General features: G+C 62.6%; 17 protein-coding genes and 1 tRNA gene. 3 read left to right on the forward strand and 15 right to left on the reverse strand.

Going from position 1 to position 17,537, the window contains the following annotated elements; all coding sequences use genetic code 11:
* The 13 genes from AB6N07_RS02800 to rplU form a co-directional block, all read right to left on the reverse strand.
* Entirely contained in the window at positions 1 to 1,122 is a 1,122-nt protein-coding gene (locus tag AB6N07_RS02800) for a divergent polysaccharide deacetylase family protein (protein WP_370676303.1), read from the reverse strand.
* 141 nt (positions 1,123 to 1,263) lie between these two features.
* Entirely contained in the window at positions 1,264 to 2,595 is a 1,332-nt protein-coding gene (locus AB6N07_RS02805) for a S41 family peptidase (protein WP_370676304.1), read from the reverse strand.
* Positions 2,592 to 3,947 (reverse strand): murein hydrolase activator EnvC, encoded by a 1,356-nt coding sequence (locus AB6N07_RS02810; protein ID WP_370676305.1) that lies wholly within the window; start codon positions 3,945 to 3,947, stop codon positions 2,592 to 2,594. The genes AB6N07_RS02805 and AB6N07_RS02810 overlap by 4 nt, the downstream gene beginning before the upstream one ends.
* 105 nt (positions 3,948 to 4,052) lie before the next feature.
* Positions 4,053 to 4,535 (reverse strand): 23S rRNA (pseudouridine(1915)-N(3))-methyltransferase RlmH, encoded by a 483-nt coding sequence (rlmH, locus tag AB6N07_RS02815; protein WP_370676306.1) that lies wholly within the window; start codon positions 4,533 to 4,535, stop codon positions 4,053 to 4,055.
* 171 nt (positions 4,536 to 4,706) lie between these two features.
* Entirely contained in the window at positions 4,707 to 5,126 is a 420-nt protein-coding gene (gene rsfS / locus AB6N07_RS02820) for a ribosome silencing factor (RefSeq protein ID WP_370676307.1), read from the reverse strand.
* A gap of 100 nt (positions 5,127 to 5,226) precedes the next feature.
* Positions 5,227 to 5,841 carry a nicotinate-nucleotide adenylyltransferase gene (locus AB6N07_RS02825; protein WP_370676308.1) on the reverse strand — a complete coding sequence of 205 codons (615 nt, stop codon included), beginning with the start codon at positions 5,839 to 5,841 and terminating at the stop codon, positions 5,227 to 5,229.
* Entirely contained in the window at positions 5,838 to 7,115 is a 1,278-nt protein-coding gene (locus AB6N07_RS02830; protein ID WP_370676309.1) for a glutamate-5-semialdehyde dehydrogenase, read from the reverse strand. Before AB6N07_RS02830 ends, AB6N07_RS02825 begins: the two co-directional genes overlap by 4 nt.
* A 2-nt stretch (positions 7,116 to 7,117) precedes the next feature.
* On the reverse strand, positions 7,118 to 8,266 hold the full coding sequence (proB, locus tag AB6N07_RS02835) for a glutamate 5-kinase (protein WP_370678181.1): 1,149 nt from the start codon (positions 8,264 to 8,266) through the stop codon (positions 7,118 to 7,120).
* A complete protein-coding gene (gene obgE, locus AB6N07_RS02840; protein WP_370676310.1) occupies positions 8,253 to 9,341 on the reverse strand; it encodes a GTPase ObgE in 1,089 nt (362 codons plus the stop codon). The genes proB and obgE overlap by 14 nt, the downstream gene beginning before the upstream one ends.
* A 167-nt stretch (positions 9,342 to 9,508) precedes the next feature.
* Positions 9,509 to 10,111 (reverse strand): GNAT family N-acetyltransferase, encoded by a 603-nt coding sequence (locus tag AB6N07_RS02845; protein WP_370676311.1) that lies wholly within the window; start codon positions 10,109 to 10,111, stop codon positions 9,509 to 9,511.
* 154 nt (positions 10,112 to 10,265) lie between these two features.
* Positions 10,266 to 10,964 carry a GNAT family N-acetyltransferase gene (locus AB6N07_RS02850; RefSeq protein WP_370676312.1) on the reverse strand — a complete coding sequence of 233 codons (699 nt, stop codon included), beginning with the start codon at positions 10,962 to 10,964 and terminating at the stop codon, positions 10,266 to 10,268.
* Positions 10,965 to 11,093: 129 nt separating this feature from the next.
* Entirely contained in the window at positions 11,094 to 11,369 is a 276-nt protein-coding gene (gene rpmA / locus AB6N07_RS02855; protein ID WP_370676313.1) for a 50S ribosomal protein L27, read from the reverse strand.
* Positions 11,370 to 11,482: 113 nt separating this feature from the next.
* Positions 11,483 to 11,803, reverse strand: a complete 321-nt coding sequence (rplU, locus tag AB6N07_RS02860; RefSeq protein ID WP_245586652.1) for a 50S ribosomal protein L21 — start codon at positions 11,801 to 11,803, stop codon at positions 11,483 to 11,485.
* A 306-nt stretch (positions 11,804 to 12,109) separates the two neighbouring features.
* Between rplU and AB6N07_RS02865 the strand changes: the two genes are divergently transcribed.
* A tRNA-Ser gene (locus tag AB6N07_RS02865) sits at positions 12,110 to 12,199 on the forward strand.
* A 135-nt stretch (positions 12,200 to 12,334) separates the two neighbouring features.
* On the opposite strand, the gene AB6N07_RS02870 is transcribed toward AB6N07_RS02865, so the two are convergent.
* The gene (locus tag AB6N07_RS02870) at positions 12,335 to 13,951 is read right to left on the reverse strand and encodes a putative bifunctional diguanylate cyclase/phosphodiesterase (protein WP_370676314.1); all 1,617 of its coding nucleotides are present in this window, start codon (positions 13,949 to 13,951) and stop codon (positions 12,335 to 12,337) included.
* Positions 13,952 to 14,594: 643 nt separating this feature from the next.
* On the opposite strand from AB6N07_RS02870, the gene AB6N07_RS02875 reads away from it, so the two are divergent.
* Positions 14,595 to 15,566 carry a LysR family transcriptional regulator gene (locus tag AB6N07_RS02875; RefSeq protein ID WP_370676315.1) on the forward strand — a complete coding sequence of 324 codons (972 nt, stop codon included), beginning with the start codon at positions 14,595 to 14,597 and terminating at the stop codon, positions 15,564 to 15,566.
* A 172-nt stretch (positions 15,567 to 15,738) separates the two neighbouring features.
* On the opposite strand, the gene AB6N07_RS02880 is transcribed toward AB6N07_RS02875, so the two are convergent.
* Positions 15,739 to 16,227, reverse strand: a complete 489-nt coding sequence (locus AB6N07_RS02880; protein WP_370676316.1) for a nucleoside deaminase — start codon at positions 16,225 to 16,227, stop codon at positions 15,739 to 15,741.
* A 193-nt stretch (positions 16,228 to 16,420) separates the two neighbouring features.
* On the opposite strand from AB6N07_RS02880, the gene AB6N07_RS02885 reads away from it, so the two are divergent.
* Positions 16,421 to 17,503 (forward strand): PotD/PotF family extracellular solute-binding protein, encoded by a 1,083-nt coding sequence (locus AB6N07_RS02885; RefSeq protein ID WP_370676317.1) that lies wholly within the window; start codon positions 16,421 to 16,423, stop codon positions 17,501 to 17,503.
* The last annotated feature ends 34 nt before the right edge of the window (positions 17,504 to 17,537 follow it).

The raw sequence follows: 17,537 nt of genomic DNA on the forward strand, positions 1-17,537 counted from the left end.
TCAATTCTGGTGGGGAACGGCAGTGATCGGTACCAGCGTAATGCCGCGCCCATCGAGACCGCTTGTCCAGCTGACAAGCGCCTTCAGCGTCGCTGGCCGGGCGCTGGCGACACCGACGGCGAGGCCGCGTGTGCGAGCGATCTGCTCGAGCTGTGCGAGACGGCTGGTGATCTCGTTCGGCGTCGGCACGGCGTCGATGACCAGGTCGGCTCGGGCAAAGGTGGTCTTGAATTTGCCGGCCGACTGTTCGGCAACGCTGCGCGGCGAGCTGCCGTCATCAAGATAGAGCAGCCCGCGTAGCGCGATCTCCTGCATCACCGGGTCGAGGGCGTCGGCTTCGGACGTGAAGCGGGCACCCATGTAATTGACCACGCCGACATAGGTCGTGAGACGCCCCATTACCCGATGCAGGTTCTCGATGTTCTGACGCGCATCCTTGCTGACGAGCAGCGTATTTTCGCCGGGGTCGTTATCAGGATAATCGAAAGGCTCCAGCGGTACTTGCAGCAGGAGTTCGTGGCCGTCCTGCCGTGCCTTGGCGGTCCAGCGGTCGAGGCTGGCGCCATAGGGAGCGAAGCCCAGCGTAACCTCGGGCGGCAGCTTGGCGAGGGCATCCTGCGTTCCGGTTTGGCTGAGGCCAAGATCACCGACGACGATTGCAATTTTCGGAGAGGCGCCGACGACGCTGGGTACGGGGCGGGCATAGGCGTCGACAGGCTTGCGACCGTCGGCGGCGACGCGCGGCAGCGGACCGAAAGGTGATGTCTCGGTGAGAGCGGCATCGGCCTCGACGGGTAGGGCCATATGCGTTTGTGTAGCGGAGGGGCTCTCGACGGCCGCTCCGGCCTCGGGCTTGCTCTCGGACGGCGGCGGCAACAGCTCGCCGGTGCCTGACTTCACACCTACCGTGGCGATGTCGGCGCGAGCATACGCGGTGTCGGAGGTTTCGATTTTGGTCCGCGCATAGGGCTCGCCACCAAGCGGGTCGTTGACGACCATCAGCCAGACGGTGAGCCCGGCAAAGAGGCACGCCGTGATGACCGCGGCGATGGCGCCGACCGGCACACGAAACCTTCGGCCTCCGGTACCGCCGAAGCCGAGGGGATTGGTCAGGTCGTTCATGGCACGTGGCATCCGGCTACTGGCGACCGCCCTGATTCGGTCCTCGCGAGCTTAGTTCAATCCGTGGCGTTGCGGTATGCCACTGAAACGTAACGGGCCGGAGATGAACTCCGGCCCGGCATCTTTCGGCTATTTGCCCGCTCAGTTGGCGACGGGGTCGTCGCCCTTAGGCGGGAAGGCGGCGTTGGCCTGCAACCCGCGCAGCAGGTCGAGCGCCAGATTGAGCTGCTTGTCGTTCTTGGGGTCGGGCGGCACGTAGGCTTGACTGCCGGACGCCTCGGTGCCCTCGGTCTCGCTCTTGAGATGTCCCTTCAGCGACGCCTCGCCCTTGGTCTCGGTCACTTGATCCTTGAGATCCTCCGGCAGATCCTGCAGCACCTCAATGTCAGGGTGGATACCCTTGGCCTGGATCGAGTTGCCCGACGGCGTGTAGTAGCGCGCCGTGGTCAGGCGGATAGCGCCATTCGAGCCCAGCGGGATAATAGTCTGGACCGACCCCTTGCCGAAGGACCGCGTGCCGAGGATTGTCGCCCGGCGATGGTCCTGAAGCGCGCCGGCGACGATTTCCGATGCCGAAGCGGAGCCGCCGTTGATCAGCACGATCAGCGGCTTGTCACCGACCAGCTCGCCAGCCTTGGCGGCATAGCGGCGCGTATCGCCATCGTGGCGGCCGCGCGTGGAGACGATCTCACCCTTGTCGAGGAAGGCGTCGGAGACGGCGATCGCCTGATCGAGCAGGCCACCTGGGTCGTTGCGCAGATCGAGCACATAACCCTTGAGCTTGTCGGCGGGGATGGCGGCGTCAATCTTGTCGATGGCGGTCTTGAGGCCGTCGAAGGTCTGGGCCGTGAACTGGGAGATGCGGACATAGCCGACATCGTCCTTCACCTCGTAGCGTACCGACTGCATCTTGATGACGTCGCGAACGATCTTGACGTCGAAAGGCTTGTCGGTGCCGCGCACCACGGTGAGGGTGATCGACGAGTTGATCGGCCCACGCATCTTGTCGACGGCGTCGTTGAGGGTAAGGCCCTTCACGTCAGTGCCATCGATGGCGGTGATCAAATCACCGGCACGGATACCTGCCTTGGTGGCGGGCGTATCGTCGATCGGCGTCACCACCTTGACGACGCCATCTTCCATGGTGACCTCGATGCCGAGTCCGCCGAACTCGCCCTTGGTCTGAACCTGCATGTCCTGATAGCTCTTGGCATTCATGTAGCTCGAATGTGGGTCGAGCGACGTCAGCATGCCGTTGATCGCGGCCTCAATCAGGGCCGGTTCGTCAGGTTCCTCGACATAGTCGGAGCGGATACGCTCGAACACGTCGCCAAACAGGTTTAGCTGGCGATAGGTATCGACGCCGGCAGCTACGGCCGACCCGAAGCCGGGCAGACGGTGCTCGAGGGTCAGGGTAGTAACGCCGGCGCCAAGTACGGCGCCCGCTGCGAGTAGCGACAGTTTTCTGATCATCCGCTGACCTTCCGATCCTGCGATGCGACCCACCAGGGGGAGGGATCGACCGAAGTTCCACCTTTGCGAAATTCGACGTAAAGCACGGGCTGCGTGACGCTGGCATCCAAAGCGGCGGCGCTGGCCAGCCTCTGGTTTCCCATGACACCGACGGGCTCGCCCGTCAAAACAAATTGGTCCAGCTGGACGTCGATCCGTTCCATGCCGGCAAGCACGATATGATAGTCGTCGCCTGCATCAAGTATCAAGAGCTGTCCGTAAGAGCGAAACGGTCCGGCATAAACGACGCGGCCGTCGGCCGGCGACACCACGCGGGCACCGGCCCGGGTGGCGATCGATTGGCCCTGCGAGGCACCACCAAGGCCATTGTCGTCGCCAAAGGACTGCAGGTTGACGCCGCGTACGGGCAGGATCACTCGTCCCTTGGCGTCTGCGAAGGCGATGGCCGGCCCGAGGCGGCCACCAACGCTCGGCGCCGATGCCGTGGAAGGTGGCGATTCGGTGTGGGCTGCTGGCAGCGCCTTCTTCATGCCGGAGATCAGCTCTTCCAGGCTGCGGGCGTTTTTCGCCAATTCCTCAGCTCTCGCCTTCTCGGTCGCCAAGTCGACAGAGCGTGCTTCGCTTTCCGTTTTTTTCTTGTCGATGAGTAATGCCAAGCGCTGCCGTTCCTCGGCAATGGCGGCGGCATCAGCCCTGAGGCGGTCACGTTCGGCGGCGGCGCGCGTTCTTTCTGCCACCAGGGCATCGAGATCGGATTGCAGCGCTTCCGCCTCAAGACGGATCTCTGGGAGTACGGCACCGACGATGACCGCCGAGCGCACGGCTTTAAGGGCGTCTTCTGGGCTGACGACAAGCGCTGGAGGTGGCTGGCGGCCTATGCGCTGCGCGGTGGAGAGCACGGCGATCAATACGTCGCGTCGGGCCGATAACGAGGCGCGGATGCGCGATTCGTTGTCGGCGCCGCGAGCGAGGCGTTCCTCGCTATCGGTGATTGATTGCTCCAACGCCTGAACACGGGCAGCCGAGGTGACGAGCTGATCGCTGAGCGCCTGCTGATCACGCGAGAGGCCGGCAATTTCGGCTGCTATCTCCGCCTGCTTTTCCGCCGAAAGCTCCATGGAGCTGCGAAGCTTGGCCAGTTCCTGATCTTTTAGCGCGCGTTCGGCCGCGATGTGGTCGGCGTCGACGGCGCTGTCGGATACGGAGGCTGGCCGAACAGCGCTCGTCGCCGGGGCAAAGGCAGTCGCCTCGGGTGGCAAGCCCTCCTGCGCGGCGACATAGCAAGGCATCGCCGCGATTATCGCAGCGATGGTGAGGCGGCGGACTCCGGGACGTCGCGTTTCGGGCGGCATGGACGATGAGCTGTCCGGTACGGTGCGGTCGAGCGGCCGAACCTATCGGTCTTTCCATTAACGCTTCGTCAACCAAAGGGCGATGATGACGAGATGCGGGACGGATCAGGGCCGATGATAGGGATGGCCGCTCAGGATGGTTACGGCACGATAGATCTGCTCTGCGGCGAGAATGCGGACGATTTGATGCGGCCAAGTCAGCCGGCCAAATGAAATGCGGTGGCCAGCGCGCGACAGGAGCTCCTGTCCGTGGCCATCCGGTCCGCCGATCAGCAGAATGGTGTTCGGTGTGCCGCGGTCGCGTGCCTCGCCCAGCATTTCGGCGAATCGCTCCGAGGTCGGCGAATCGCCTCGCTCGTCGAGGGCGATGAGCAAGGCTCCCGGCGGCAAATCGGCGAGAAGCTCGCGTGCTTCCTCCTCTTTGCGCTGCAAGGCCTCGCGTGCGCGGCTCTCGACGATTTCTCGGGCGGTGACAGAAGAAAAGCCGATGGCTCGACCGGCTTTGTCAGCACGATCGAGATAGCGGTCGGCAAGCTCGCGCTCAGGGCCGGCCTTCAGTTTTCCAACAGCGTGAATGGCGATGCGCATAAGTCTCTTCTTAGTCGGGCGCACGCGCCGTACCGGCGGGGCCAGCGGCCCCGCGCGTCGGGGTCATGAGAAGCTTCCGAGCCATTTCCGGACTATCCGCGCCTTCGAAAAGTCTACAGCTTTCCAAGCGGATCGTTCCAGCTCGGGTATCCACTTTTCTGGGTGGATACCTCAACGGCGGCCGGTAGCGGGCTCCGGGTCGGGCGCCCAAATCTTCTCAAGATGATAGAACTCGCGCACTTCCGGGCGGAAGACGTGGACGATGACCGAGTCCGCGTCAATCAATACCCAGTCGCAGGCCGGCTGACCCTCGATGGCGACGGCGCCGAAGCCGGCATCCTTCAGGTCCTTGGCCAAATGGTCGGCGATGGCGCCGACATGGCGAGTGGAGCGACCCGTGCAGATCACCATGTGATCGGCGATCGGCGTCTTGGCGGCAACGTCGATATCAACGACGGCCTCGGCCTTGGCGTCGTCAAGGCTGGCGAGAATCGTATCGAGCAGGGATCGCGGAAGAGGAGTGGCATCGCCGGAGAACGCAGCGACGTCGGCAAAGGAGTTGGCGCTGAAGGCGCCCTCGGTGAAAGGCATGCTCAGGGGTGCACCTCGTGAAATGGTCCGCGACAGCCGGCCCCATGCCGACAACCGCCGATGATTGAAAGGATGAACCTTGACGGTGACGTTTTCAAGATCAGGCTGGACCAATGGCTAAGCTGGTTTGGCGCAGGGCGGTCGATGACAGCGGCACCTTGACGCCGGCGATGAATATCCAGGCGGGGGGGGCAAGGCTTGGCAGCAAGAGGCCGTCACACTCGGCGACGCGCGCGCCGGCAAAAGTACGGGCGGCCGGTGAGGCCAGCGCCGCGAAGGTGGCTCCGGGGCGGTCGATGACCGCGATCGGCACCGTTTGGGCGATCTCGCGCCAGCCGCCCCAGCGGTGGAACGTCGCCCAGTTGTCGGCACCGATGACCAGCACGAAACGAACATCTGGTCTGAGCGCTTTCAGCCGCCGGATGAGGTCGACTGTATAGCGCGTTCCGAGTCGCGCCTCGAGGTCGGTGACGACCGCGCGCGGGTGGTTGGCGACCCGCCGCACGGCTGCCAGCCGTTGGCCGACATCCGGTAGGCCGTCCATCGACTTCAAGGGGTTGCCAGGGCTGACCAGCCACCAGATGCGATCGAGCCCAAGTCTTTGAAGTGCCAGCCGCGCCACGTGGGCATGGCCTCGGTGTGGCGGATTGAAGGAACCACCATACAGGCCAATGCGCATGCCCGGGAATGTGACGGGGAGGCGGGGTGTCGTCACGGTCGCGTCTGGCCGCTGCCGCGCACGCGGTACTTGAACGAGGTCAACTGCTCGACGCCGACCGGGCCACGGGCGTGCATCTTTCCGGTGGCAATGCCAATCTCGGCGCCCATACCGAATTCGCCACCGTCGGCGAACTGCGTCGAAGCGTTGTGCAGCACGATGGCTGAGTCGACACGGGCAAAGAAGCGGGCGGCCGCCGTTTCGTCAGCCGTGATGATGCTGTCGGTGTGATGCGAGCCGTAGGTTTCGATGTGCTCGATGGCGGCGTCGATGCCGTCGACCAGTGCCACCGAAATGATCGGCGCCAGATATTCCGTCGACCAATCGGCTTCGGTTACCGGCACGGCTGCCGGGAAGCGGGCGCGAATTTCCTCAGTTGCCCGGATTTCGCAGCCGCGCTCGTGAAGCGCCTTGAGAATTGGCAGGAGGTGCGTATCAGCCACAGCGCGGTCGACGAGCAGAGTCTCGGCCGAGCCGCAGACGCCGACGCGCCGAAGCTTGGCGTTGACGGTCACGGTGACGGCCATGTCGAGGTCGGCGGCCCGATCGACATAGATATGGCAGATGCCCTCGAGATGGGCGAACACCGGCACCCGCGCTTCGGCCTGGACGCGGGCGACCAGGCTCTTGCCGCCACGCGGAACGATGACGTCGATCGACCCGCTGAGGCCGGTCAGCATCTCGCCCACGGCGGCGCGGTCCTTGATCGGCACCAACTGGATGGCATCCTCGGGCAGGCCGGCCGTCCGGAGACCGGCGACGAGCGCGACAAGGATCGCCTGCGACGAGCGAAGCGAATCGGAGCCGCAGCGCAGGATGGCGGCGTTGCCGGCCATCAGGCAGAGGGCGCCGGCGTCGGCGGTGACGTTGGGCCGGCTTTCGAAAATGATCCCGATGACGCCGAGCGGCGTTGCAACGCGCTCAATGGCGAGGCCGTTCGGCCGCGTCCAGGCGGCGAGCACACGGCCGACCGGATCGGGCAGGGCAGCGATTTCCTCCAGCGCCTTGGCGATGGCCTCGACGCGAGCGGGATCCAGCGTGCCGCGATCAAGGAAGGAGGCGGCAACGCCATTTTCCTTCATGGCCGCGACATCGATGGCGTTGGCCTTGAGGATGTCGGCTTCGCGGGCACGAACCTCTATGGCCATAGCGGTCAGCGCCGCCGCCTTTTCTTGTGTTGAGGCGCGGGCAAGGCGACGGGCGGCGACGCGCGCGCGCCGGCCAATATCGGCCATCAGGTCGTGAACGGAAACGTCGGTCAATGCAGTCATGGTCAGTCTCCGAGGTCGCCCTTTAGCACGAGGTCGTCGCGATGGATCATTTCGCTGCGGCCGGGTGCGCCGAGGATATCTTCGATTACCGTCGAGTTCTGGCCGCGAATGCGCCGTGCATCGACGGCATCATAAGCGACGAGGCCACGGGCCAGCTCGACACCGGCTTCATCGACAACGATCACCGTGTCGCCGCGATGGAAATCTCCATCGACCCGGGTCACGCCGGGTGGCAGCAGGCTGCGCCCCTGTTTCAGCGCCCGGACGGCGCCGGCGTCGATCGTCAGAACGCCGGGCGCGTCGATGTGACCGACGATCCAGGCCTTGCGGGCGGTGACCGGGTTGGCTTCGGCTCGGAATAGCGAGTGTGGCCCACCGGCGTCGACACGGGAGAGCGGCGCCGCCACTTTGCCGGAGGCAATGATCATAGCCGTGCCGGCGACTGTGGCGATCTTGCCGGCGTCGATCTTGGTCTTCATTCCACCGCGCGACAATTCGGAAGCCGCGCCGCCGGCCATGGCTTCGATCTCCGGTGTGATGCGGTCGATCACAGGGATCAGAGAAGCGTTGGGGTCGACCTGAGGCGGCGCCGTATAGAGACCATCGATGTCGGACAAAAGCACCAAGAGATCAGCGCCCATCATGGCGGCGACACGGGCGGCTAGCCGATCATTGTCGCCATAGCGGATCTCGGTGGTGGCTACCGTGTCGTTTTCATTGATGACCGGCACGGCGCCGAGCTTCAAGAGCTTGCCGAGGGTGGCACGGCCGTTGAGATAGCGGCGTCGCTCCTCGGTATCGCCCAGGGTCAACAGAATCTGGCCGGCGGTAATGCCGTAATCGCCGAGCACTTCGGCCCAGGCTTTCGCCAGCGCAATCTGTCCGACAGCGGCGGCGGCCTGGCTGTCCTCGAGTTTCAGCTTGCCCTTCGGCAACTTCAAGACGCCGCGACCCATAGCGATGGCGCCTGAAGAAACCAGAAGCACGCTGGCGCCACCGGCCCTGAGACGGGCGACATCGGCGGCGACGCTCTCCATCCAGCCGCGCTTCAGCGTGCCGGAGCGGCCCTCGACGAGCAGTGCCGAGCCGATCTTGATGACGACGCTGCGGTAACCGGAGAGCGGTCCGGTGAAAGCCTCAATAGTCGTCATCATCGTCTCTGTCGTCATCGCTATCGCGGGAAAGGGGCTGCCAAATGCGCGTGGCGGTGGCCGGTCGCGATTCCTCATTGTCGGCGCGGCCGGCTTCGACCGCTGTTGCCATGGCGCGCAGCACCGCCTCGACGCCTGTGCCTGTGATGGCGGACAGGAGAATGGGCGTCGCCTTGGCGGCTCGCTTCAGCTTCTTCGCCTTGGCGGAGAGTTCGTCCTCCGGCACCAGCTCGCACTTGGACAAGGCGATGACCTCGGGTTTCTCGCCGAGCGCTTCGTCGTAAGCGCCAAGCTCCGCCCGAACCGTGCGCCAAGCACCGACCACGTCTTCCTGGCTGGCATCGACGAGATGCAGCAAAACGCCGCAGCGCTCGACATGACCAAGGAAGCGGTCGCCAAGGCCGACGCCTTCATGCGCCCCCTCGATCAGGCCGGGAATGTCGGCCAAAACGAACTCGCGGGCATCGATGCGGACAACGCCGAGGCCGGGGTGCAGCGTGGTGAAAGGATAGTCGGCGATTTTCGGTTTGGCAGCAGTGGTGCGGGCAAGGAAGGTCGACTTGCCGGCGTTGGGCAGACCGACGAGGCCAGCGTCGGCGATCAGCTTCAAGCGCAGCCACAGCCACTTTTCCTCTCCGGGCAGACCCGGATTGGCCCGTCGCGGCGCCTGGTTGGTCGACGTCTTGAAATAGGCGTTGCCGAAGCCGCCATTGCCGCCTTTGGCGATCAGCACGCGCTGGCCGATCTCCACCATGTCGGCGAGAAGGGTTTCGCCGTCGTCCTCGATGATCTGGGTGCCCACCGGCACCTTCAAGACGATGTCGCCACCCTTGGCGCCGTGACGGTCACGCCCCATGCCATGCCCGCCGGTCTTCGCCTTGAAATGCTGTTGATAGCGGTAGTCGATCAGCGTGTTGAGACCGCCGACGCACTCGGCCCAGACGTCGCCGCCGCGGCCACCGTCGCCGCCGTCCGGTCCGCCGAATTCGATGAACTTTTCCCGCCTGAACGACACGGCACCGGCACCGCCGTCACCGGATCGGACAAAGACCTTGGCTTGATCGAGGAATTTCATCGGGGCTTTCCTGGAATGGCGACCGAGGCGGCGCTTTGCGCTGCTGGTAGCCTGAGATTTCGGATGACGGCCGTGCCGCCTACCGTTCTGACGCGGGCCACAGCTTGCCCTTTAGAGCATCGCGCGGCGAAAATGAACGGATTTTTAGGATTTCGCGGAGCTGAGGGTCACGGTCGCCATGGTCGGGCGGCGTGGCGTGCTCGCGTCAGGCGCGTATCGACGTGGTCGAGTAGCCGTTCTTCGATCAACGACGGCCGTCGGCTCATGCCGATGACCTCGAAGCCTTGGCGTGCCTGAATGGTGAGCGAGGCGATGTTGCCGTGAAAAGCGCCAGCGATGATGGCGTCGATATCGAGGTTGGCATAGGCCCAGGTGAGCGTGGCGTCGACCGCTTCACTCATCAGTCCATGACCCCAGAAGGGACGGCCGAGCCAGAAGCCGACTTCCGGTCGAGTGTCCAGACTATGCAGTGCCACAATACCGCGTACGATGGCGCGATCGTCGCCGCGCACCACAAGACCCAACGTCGTTGCCGTGCCGAGGCTGGCGGTCATACAGCACTGGCCGATGAAATCGCTCGCATCTTCAACTGTGAACGGGTGCGGCACGCGCACCAGCCAGCGCGCTACCTCGATATCACCGAGATAGACCGCCAGCGCTTCGGCATCGTCTTGCTCAAGCGGCCGAAGAACGAGACGACCGGTCTCTATGCGCGGGGAGAGGACCGTGCGCGGTTGCCATGAGCCGAAGGCACCGGAAAGTAACTTCATTCCGTACTCACCTCTCTAGTGGCCTGGCTCTACCATCCATATCGGCGAAAAGAACCGCCTGAACAGACATAGAAACAAAACCACTAGTACTCACTGTTTCCGGCGGAAGGATTTGACATTTGAATGGCAACACCAAGGCTGTCCGGATTCAAGTTCAAATTCGCTCCACCGGAGCCTGAAGCTCTGCGCGCCGCTCTTCCCATTCCGCTCTTTCAGCTTCATGGTCGTGGACGCGCAAGGGCTCCCAGGCTCTGATACTCTCCCAGGTGCTGCGATCTATGCGAAAGCGGTCGATGGCCACCGCCGCGCCGCTGCCAACCACCGAGGCCAGCTCCTGCGCCACCATCTGGAACCCGCACTTCTCGATCACCCGTCGCCCGGTCGAGTTTGTCACCCGGCAGGCAAACAGTAATCTGTCATGCCTCTGGTGAAGAAAGGCATAATCAATCGCGGCGTGGCAGGCCTCAGTTGCGAAGCCTTGTCCCCAATGGTGCTCCCCGAGCCAGCAGCCGATCCAGCCAGGCCCGACCCGCCCACGCATATCGAGCGTAAGAACCCCGATCGGGGTCGGCGCCGCGTCGAAGCCCTTACGGCAGATCAGGTGACGCTGACCGCGCGGGTCGATCGACTCGGCAAGCCAAACGCGTGCGTGCTCGATGCGGTAGGGATGGGGCATGCCCACGAGGTTGCGGGCGACGGTGGCTGAATTGGCGAGCCGGGCGATGGCTTCGGCGTCGTCATCGACCGGCGGCCTAAGAATCAGCCGTCGCGTCTCGATGGCCGGCCTCACCGCCGCCATCAACGGCCAGCCGCAGGGACTGTCAGGTTCCTCGATCTCGCTTAGTTCGGACATGGGGCTCTCCTAGCGCTCCAAATGAAATCAGGGGAAGTGGTGTCCCACTTCCCCTGTCACATCGCGCGCTTGGATCGCGATCCGCCTGGGTCCGTGGGACACCGGCGGGCCGCGTGAGCTCCATCCGGCTTACTCGGCTGCTGCCGCCGTCGTCGTCGGGACGACCGAGACGTAGACTCGGCCGTTGCTCTTGGTAGCGAAGGACACGTTGCCTTCGGTAAGGGCGAAGATCGTATGATCAACGCCGAGGCCGACGTTGGCGCCTGGGTGCCATTGGGTACCGCGCTGGCGGATAATGATATTGCCGGGAATGACGGCTTCGCCGCCGAACTTCTTTACGCCAAGGCGTCGGCCGGCCGTATCACGACCGTTGCGGGACGAGCCGCCTGCTTTTTTATGAGCCATTTCAGTCTCCTGTCTGTCGTATCGTCCTCCGGCGGAGCGGTTCGGCGCTCTACACCTTGATGGACGGTTATCTGGTCAGGTTCCGGCAGCAGCGTGCCGGAAAAGGAATTTCGTCAGGCGGCGTTGATCGCGGTGATCTTCACCGTGGTCAGAAGCTGCCGATGACCGCGCTTGCGCTTGGAATTCTGGCGGCGACGCTTCTTGAAGGAGATCACCTTGGGGCCGCGGGTCTGCTCGACAACTTCGGCGACGACGGTGGCACCGGCAACGGTGGGAGCACCGAGGGTAACGCCCGCGTCGGACCCGACGGCCAGCACTTCCTCGAAGGTGACGGCGGCGCCGTCCTCAAGCTCGATCTTCTCAATGTCGAACACGTCGTCAACGGCAACCTTGTACTGCTTGCCGCCGGTCTTGATTACTGCGAACATGGTCATGCCAGTCCTTCTTCAGATGGTTTTTGGCCGCGCCGCACCTTTCGGGCGCGCGACTGTTTGACAAAACGAAAACACCCGGACAATTGACCGGGCGCCCATTCAGCCGCGTTTTCCCTACACGGAAAGCCTTCACCGGTCAACGCCGAAGGGAGCGTTTCTGGCGGTTGCCGGCAGGCAGGCGGCATTCATGTCCCAGTACGTTTCAAAAAACCGGCTCCATCGGTTTTGCCCCTCTTGCCAGAGGCTTTGGTCGCGGTTATGGTCCGCGCCGCTTTCGACCGGGATCACATCCTAAAAAAGCACCGCGGAGAGGTGGCAGAGTGGTCGATTGCACCGCACTCGAAATGCGGCATACTCGCAAGGGTATCGGGGGTTCAAATCCCTCCCTCTCCGCCATTTTCCCAAATGGATTGTTCTTCGTGTTCGGTCCGAGCATGCTGGGGCCCGACCGCCGGAAACGGCATTGAGCAAAAAGAATCTGGGAATAGTTTTTATCCAGGTCCGCTCGCATCTTTTTGGTCGCGGGACCTGTCAACCGGGCGCGATTGCGTCTGGAGGGGCCAGCCGATCAAGAGCCGCGGCCGCGTCCAGAGGGCGACAGAACAGATAGCCCTGGCCTTCCATGCATCCGAGGTGGCGCAACGTGCGCGCCTCCGCTTCTGTTTCTATTCCCTCGGCAACAGCGCAGACGCCCAGTTTGCGCGCCAGGGCAAGGATATTTTCGACCACCAATTGATGGCGCGGGCTGCCATCGATGCCGGTGATGAAAGAGCGGTCGATCTTAAGCCGATGCAAGGGCAGCGCCGACACCGACGCCAGCGAGAAATACCCGGCTCCGAAATCATCGAGTGCAATTCGCACGCCGATATCGGCAAGGCGCGAAAGATCGGCCTCCGCGAGATCAAAGTCCAGAATGGCTTCCTCGGTTATTTCGATCTCGATCCTTCGGGGATCTATCCCGCGAAGCGTAAGGGCTTCGATGATTGTCCGGGCCGGTGAGGTGCGGCGGAATTCGACGGGCGAAACATTGACCGCAACAACGGTGGTACCGTCGCCTTTAGCCGACAGACCGTCAACGAAATCGCAGGCCCGCCCGAGCACGTAAGCCGTAAGGCGATCGTCGACGTAGGTGTTTTGGGCCGCTGCGACGATTTCCGGTGGCGCCACATTGCCAAGCTCTGGATGGGACCAACGAACAAGGGCTTCATGGCCGAGCGTCCGCCCGGTTTGAAGGTCGACCTGAGGCTGGAAGACGACGCCGAGCTGTTCGTCCGCGATCGCGTTGGCGATGTCACTTTCGATGCGTTGTTGCCGTTCGAGCGCCTGCTTGAGCGCGTTGTCGAAAAGGGCCGCCCGGTTCTTTCCTCGGCGCTTGGCGTCGTAGAGCGCGATATCGGCCGAGGCGAACAGCTCGTTCGGCGAGCGGGCATGCCTTGGAAAAAGCGCGAGTCCAACCGAAGCGCCGACGACGGGATGCCCCCCGACTTCAAATGGTTCTCCGACCTGGGCGATCAAGCTGTTGGCTAGAGCGGTCGCAACACCAAGCGCATCCGGTCCGGGAACGATGACCGCGAACTCGTCGCCGCCGAGTCGGGCAAGGAACTGCTCCGGCCGGCACAACGTGCCGAAACGGACTGCGATGTTGCGCAAGGCCTGATCCCCGGCGGCATGTCCCTGGGTGTCGTTGATGACCTTGAAATTATCGAGGTCGACGATCGCCAGCGCCATCTCGTCCTCGCCGCCTGTCAAATCGCGAATGCGTCGCTCGAGTTCGTCGTTGAAAGCGGCACGATTGTGCAGCCCTGTGAGAACGTCATGGGTCGCCAACTGGTGGAGACGCGCATTGGCCGCGGTTATTTCCCGGTTGGCACCGGCAAGCGAACTTGCCATCGAAAGGGCCGACAGGCGAAGGCGCTCGTTGTCGCAGAATGCCCGGGCGTTGCTGAACGCTTGCCGGGCAAACAACCAGATCAGCAGCAAGATGTCGGCGCCGATGATGCCGGCCGCCCATTTTTCAGTCGCAAACAGAGCAACAGCCGTCGGCGGCAACGCCGGCAGCATGAACATCAGATTGGCTGGTGCATATGAAAAGTTTTGTGTCAGCGCCGTCGATGTCGTGCCGACGACAATGAAGGCCGTGAAAGCCAAAGTAGACGCGCTGACATTTCCGATTTCGGCAAGTGGAGCGACTCCCCAAAGGCAGCCTGCGATCAGGCAAAGGATCCTCAGATCACGCAATGCTTTTCTGGGCGAGTACGTCTCGATGCCCACGGCCCGAATATGCCGGTAGTGAAATATCCGGGCCGCCGATACCGAAAGCGATACGGCTAGCCAGACAAAAACCCAGGGCGACGTTGTTTCGGGCAGCAATACGCCGACCAGCGCAACTGTCAGCGTTGTATTCGCGCCTATGGTGTTCGGTGTGCCCTCGATAGAGGAGCGTGCCTGACTGGCATAGATTTCAGCGTCACAGGTTGTATCCGTGTCCCGCATGGCCAGCCGACCCCAAGGCGAATGCCATGGGATCTTTTCTGATAATACTTTCGACAGAGTGAATATTTTTCACTCTCGATGTGATCGAAACCTGATTATGTGCTGTCGCTAGAGGTTGCGGATCGTCATTTTCCGCGGATCGCCAACGCAACTCAGTGTTGTTAAACCCTGCGCGCTTGGTTCCGTTCTCTCTTCAGGCCGCTTTTGCGAGATAACGTATCTATGGAATCAACTTGGCACGCTTGGTGCTTTCCAATGGCCATAGCTGCTTTGCTCTTCTCAAGGATTGAGCTGTTCCATGGAGCCCGTCAACGGTGCCTTCGATGTCCGCCTGATGCGGACACTGCTTCTGCTGGTTACCGAATGCAGCGTGTCGCGCACCGCCGAAATACTCGGCCAGACGCAACCGACTGTCAGTTTGGCGCTGAAGCGACTGCGCGAATTGATCGGCGATCCGATTTTGGTGCGGTCAGGCGGTGTGCTTGTCCCCACCGAGCGTGGCCTTGAACTCAGAGCGACATTGCAGCGACTGCTTGTCGACATAGATGCTCTTTTGGCGCCGCCACCCAGTTTCGATCCCGAGCATACCAAGCGGCGTTTCCGTATCGCGGCCGCTAATTGCCTGGATTCGGCCTTCTTGCCTCGCATCTTCGCCCGGCTTGCCGAAGAGGCGCCGAAAGCGTCCATCGACGTTGCGACGCTTCCGGGACACGACGAACTGATGGCCCATCTCGCCGATGGTTCGCTCGATCTCGTCGTCGGCAACTGGCCGCGACCACCCGAGCAGTTGCGCCTGGCACCGCTGCTTTCAACGCCGATCAGGTGTGTCGTCGCCGGCAATCATCGGCTCGCTGGCACCATTGGTCCTCTCAGCATGGATCGGTATCTCGCCGAACGGCATCTGTCGCCGTCGGCCGATGTTATGAAGCAATATAGCCCGATCGACGGTCGGCTGATGGAACTTGGTCTCAACAGGCATATCGCCGCTTCGGTACCGGAATATGCCATCGTCCCGCATATGCTGGCCGGGTCCGACCTGATCTTCACCACGGGGGCACCCTTTGCCGAGCAGATGGCCGAGACGGGAAATTTCGCCGTCATCGATGCTCCCGTCGAGTTCGGCTGCATGGATTTCTATCTGCTCTGGCACGACTGCAAGCACCACTCACCAGCCCATATCTGGTTCCGCCATTTGGTTAAGGCCGCGGTCGCCGATCTGAAGGGCTCGGCCGACGCGGGATCGCAAATGCTGCGCGTCGCAGCCGAGTGAAGCTAGTGGAGCGAATTTGACATTTGAGTCCCGCCTGACATAAAGCTCGCGGTCAAATGTAAAATTCAAAAGCTCCACTAGAAACAATAACTTGCTAGTGGTTCTTATGACTCCGACATTTGCTCCGAGGCCGATATCAAGCGGATGCAAATGTCGGAGTCGAACTACTAGTTCAGCGCTTGTCCCAGAACGACCGATGAAGTTGGGCTGCCTCATCTTCGAGCAGCGGACCGATCACTTCGACGGTCCGTTGGCCGCTTTCCAGCACTGTCCGGCACGGTAGGTCGAGTGTCGGATTTTCGGGATGATTACCGGTAATCTGTCCGAGCGTATTTTCGGAAAGCCCGTAGACGATGCGGCCAATGCCTGCCCAATAGGCAGCCCCAGCGCACATGGCGCAAGGCTCAGCCGAGGAGTAGAGCGTGGCGCCCACAAGCTCGGCCGGACGGAAGCGTTGCGAGGCGCGCGTTGCCAATACCCGTTCGGCGTGACCCGTCATGTCGTGGTCCGGAAGGTAGGCATTGCCCTGTTCCATCAGCACGGCGCCGTCGCTGCCAACCAGGATGGCTCCAAACGGATGGCTGCCGTTGGCGACCGCCTCCGCCGCGACGGCAAAGGCCCGGCGGAGATAGGCAGCATGATCAAGGTTGGGAAGCGGCATGGCGGTCCGGAGCAAGCGATAGCATCACCGGTCATCTTAGCTGAGATTTCGCGCCGGCAAAGGCGCTCCATCTTGGCATGTGCCTATAGTGTCTATTGTGACCGCCATATGGACGTTGCTCGGCGGGGCAATGCAAACTTCCTCAAAATAAAGGGAACAGGACTGTCTTTCCGCAAGCGAGAGGGGTTTTCACATGCAGCGCTTCACACTTAACCGCCGCCAGATGCTAGGGGGGCTCGCGGCCGGCGCAGGGCTTTCGCTTCTTGGCCCGATGGGTCGGGCTTCCGCCGCCGTGTCTGAGATCGTCTGGGCAACGTGGGATTCCAACGGCCATCCCGAATATGTCGCAGCCTTCGAGAAGGCGACGGGCACCAAGGTGAAGCTATCCTTCCTGTCGAGCGAGGATGCGCAGTTCGCCGCCCTCAAGACCGGCTCGGCGTCCGACTGGGATATCGTCAATCCCTCGCTGAACGGCGCTTGGCGCTACATCAAGGCCAAGGTGCTGAAGCCGCTCGATCTTTCCAAGGTTCCCAACCTTGCGCACATGTACGACGTGTTCAAAGCGACCGACAAGGTGAAGGGCGAAGATGGCGCCACCTATGCCATTCCCTATCTCTGGGGCCTCAATCCGATCGTCTACCGGTCGGACATTCACACCGAAGAGCCAACTTACTCGACGCTGTTCGATCCCAAGTTCAAGGGCCAGCTCGCCATGCGCGACTACGCCCTCGAATCGATCGCCATCGCCGCCTTGCACATCGGTATTCCGCGTGAGCGCGCCTTCCTGCTGACGTCGGACGACCTCGCCGAGGTCAAGAAGGCGCTGATCGCGCAGAAGCCATTGCTTCGGACCTACTGGCAAACCATCGGCGACCTCACCAATCTATTCGCCACCGGCGAAGTGACGGCTGCCTTCTCCTGGCGCGTCCCCTACGACGCGCTGAAGGACAAGATGAAGGTGGCGATGGCCAAGCCGAAGGCCGGCATCATGGGCTGGTGCGACTGCTTCGGCATCCCGGCCAACCTGCCGGACGAGAAGCTGGAGATTGCCTACAAGTTCGCCGATTATCTGCTCGGCGCCGATTACGCCTCCACCATTGCCGAGATCGGCAACTACGCCACCACGTCGTCGATCATCCGCGACAAGCTGAGCCACGAAAAGCAGGAAGCAATCTTCGTCGATGACCTCTCGGTCATGCAGAACTTCATGTGGCCGGTGGCGCCGGACAATTATTCGGAGTGGCTGAAGGTCTGGAACGAGGTCAAGGCTGCCTGATCCGCTGTCCGCACCGCTCGATCGGAAACCGAAC

The sequence above is a fragment of the Pleomorphomonas sp. PLEO genome, assembly GCF_041320595.1.
Lineage (GTDB): Bacteria > Pseudomonadota > Alphaproteobacteria > Rhizobiales > Pleomorphomonadaceae > Pleomorphomonas.